At 36.1% G+C, this 2,458-nt stretch carries 4 protein-coding genes and 1 pseudogene; all 5 read left to right on the top strand.

From position 1 onward, the window contains the following. Window positions 1-710: hypothetical protein (locus LIX50_RS09455; protein ID WP_226385950.1), on the top strand; the 710-nt coding region annotated here is incomplete at its 5' end. Window position 711: 1 nt separating this feature from the next. Further along, on the top strand, window positions 712-1,071 hold the full coding sequence (locus LIX50_RS09450; RefSeq protein ID WP_046942313.1) for a hypothetical protein: 360 nt from the start codon (window positions 712-714) through the stop codon (window positions 1,069-1,071). A 227-nt stretch (window positions 1,072-1,298) separates the two neighbouring features. Further along, entirely contained in the window at window positions 1,299-1,757 is a 459-nt protein-coding gene (locus tag LIX50_RS09445; protein WP_226385949.1) for a hypothetical protein, read from the top strand. Between the two features lies 1 nt (window position 1,758). Continuing rightward, on the top strand, window positions 1,759-2,118 hold the full coding sequence (locus LIX50_RS09440; protein WP_048953124.1) for a hypothetical protein: 360 nt from the start codon (window positions 1,759-1,761) through the stop codon (window positions 2,116-2,118). A 147-nt stretch (window positions 2,119-2,265) separates the two neighbouring features. Continuing rightward, window positions 2,266-2,458: pseudogene (locus LIX50_RS09625) on the top strand (hemagglutinin repeat-containing protein); the annotation flags it as partial.

Here is a 2,458-nt window from a genome sequence, read left to right as displayed (position 1 = left end):
CAGCAGCAAAATTTGCAGTACAAAACTATATTGCGGGCAGGGATGATAAAACAGGCAATATAGATAAAAAGGTATATAAAGATGTTTATTTTGTTCACCATCCTGAAGCGAAAAATGGTTTGTCAGAGCTCTTAGTGGCGGGTTATGAGAAAATGTTTGAAACTTCTTTTGGAAACTTATTAGGTATGGATAATTCAAGTTTACAAGCGATGAATATCATGAAGCAGTATGGTAAAGATGATTTATACCTTGGTTCTCATAGTCGTGGTACATTAACATTAAGTAATGCATTAAAAGCGTTAAATACGGAAGATAACCGAGCTAAAAAGCTACTTTCAGGTACGACAATTAAAATGGTTGGTCCTGCAGCAGATGTAACAAGAGCGGATGGCTATTTAAGTCAATTGCAAACAGGTAAAGAAAGAACGACTTCAGATGGTTCAATTCGGATTGAGAATCATGCTAGTGACCCAGTAGGTAGTATGCCAATTTTATTGGGGGGAAATCCTGCAACGACATCTGAAAATAATCTGAATAAAAGCTGGTTACAGCGAATAGCAGATATATTTAGTAATGAACGTTCATCAGTACATAATTGCCATGGACTAGGGCAAAGACAATGCGTTATTGATGGATATCGAACAGAGAAAGAGCTAAAAATGGGAAATGAGCAAACCATTTTTAATTTAAATAAATCAAAAGGAGAATGATATGAAGATTCTATTTTTTATATTTGGTTTGCTAACAATCAATGCTTGTTCTTTTGGAGGATTTCAACCTCCACCACCACATGATCATTGGCAGCTACATAACGAGAAAGCATTATTTCCGAACTCAGATCCTGATGTTTTAACTAAATATCTTGCTAGAAGAAAAAAAGATATGAAGGATTGCGGTATGGATTTTGTCAGTGGTGAAAGTGATAACGAAGAAGTAAACCTTTGCTTGGAAAGTAAGGGGTGGTATCTGAAAGGAGGACCAATTTGTGAAGAAAGAACAATGTGGAATAGACCAATATGTATCCAATGGCGAAAAAAACACAGCAAACCTGATGCTAAGCCTTGGCAGTAATTAACAAAGGTGCTTAAAAGTGCGGTCAATATTCAGTGAATTCTAAAATCTCTTGAATATTGACCGCACTTTTCTAAAAGCAAGATCTGCGGCTAGATAACGCGCGTCTCCTGCGCGTGCTTGAATCTAACTAAAATAGACAAACTGAATAAAGTTGTAATGAAAATAGTAAAAATCTGAATTGTGAAATTGATGTTTTAGGCACGCGTTAGGAAACGTGCGCCATCGTGAGGTCCCATAGTCGTGGCACATTAACATTAAGTAATGCATTAAAAGCGTTAAATACAGAAGATAACCGAGATAAAAAGCTACTTTCAGGTACGACAATTAAAATGGTTGGTCCTGCAGCAGATGTAACAAGAGCGGATAGCTATTTAAGTCAATTGCAAACGGGTAAAGAAAGAACGGCTTCTGATGGTTCAATTCGGATTGAGAATCATGCTAGTGACCCAGTAGGTAGTATACCGATTTTATTAGGAGGAAACCCTGCAACGACATCTGAAAATAATCTCAATAAAGGTTGGATTGCACGTATTAGCGATATATTTGGTGACAATTCATCAGTACATAATTGCTATGGACTAGGGCAAAGACAATGCGTTATTGATGGATATCGAACGAAGGTAGATCTAAAAATGGGAAATGAGCAAACCATTTTTAATTTAAATAAATCAAAAGGAGAATGATATGAAGATTCTATTTTTTATATTTGGTTTGCTAACAATCAATGCTTGTTCTTTTGGTGGATTTCAACCACCACCACCACATTATCATTGGCGTTTGCATAATTCTAAGATTTTATTTCCTAACTCAGATCCTCAAGGACGTATTAATTTTCTTGAAAGAAGAAAAAAAGACATGTCGGATTGTGGTATGGATTTTGTGACAGGTGAAAGTGTTAATCCAGAAGAGAATCTTTGTTTAGAGAAAAAGGGTTGGTATCTTGAAGGTGGTCCAGTTTGTGAAGAAAGGCTAATGTGGGATAGTCCAATATGTATCCAATGGCGAAAAAAACACAGCAAGCCTGATGCTAAGCCTTGGCAGTAATTAACAAAGGTGCTTAAAAGTGCGGTCAATATTCAGTGAATTCTAAAATTTCTTGATATTGACCGCACTTTTTGTGTTTTAAATATAGACTTTGTAGAGTTTTTAAGCAAAATATTTGTGCAATATTATAAGTTTTATTTATAGCTTAAAAAGAGCGAATCACGTACTCATACTGAAGGAAAAACCGCAGCCAAATCTCAAGTTAATGCGGGTGGCAAGGTGAATATTGTGGCAACGGGTGCTGGAAAGAATTCTGACATTAATATTAAAGGTTCGGATATCTCAGGCAAACAAGGCACAACATTGATTGCTGATAACCAAGTCAATATTAAAGCCACAG

The sequence above is a fragment of the Haemophilus sp. Marseille-P9675 genome (assembly GCF_916862695.1).
GTDB classification, from domain to species: domain Bacteria; phylum Pseudomonadota; class Gammaproteobacteria; order Enterobacterales; family Pasteurellaceae; genus Haemophilus; species Haemophilus haemolyticus_K.
This window is presented reverse-complemented; position numbering and strand designations above follow the sequence as displayed.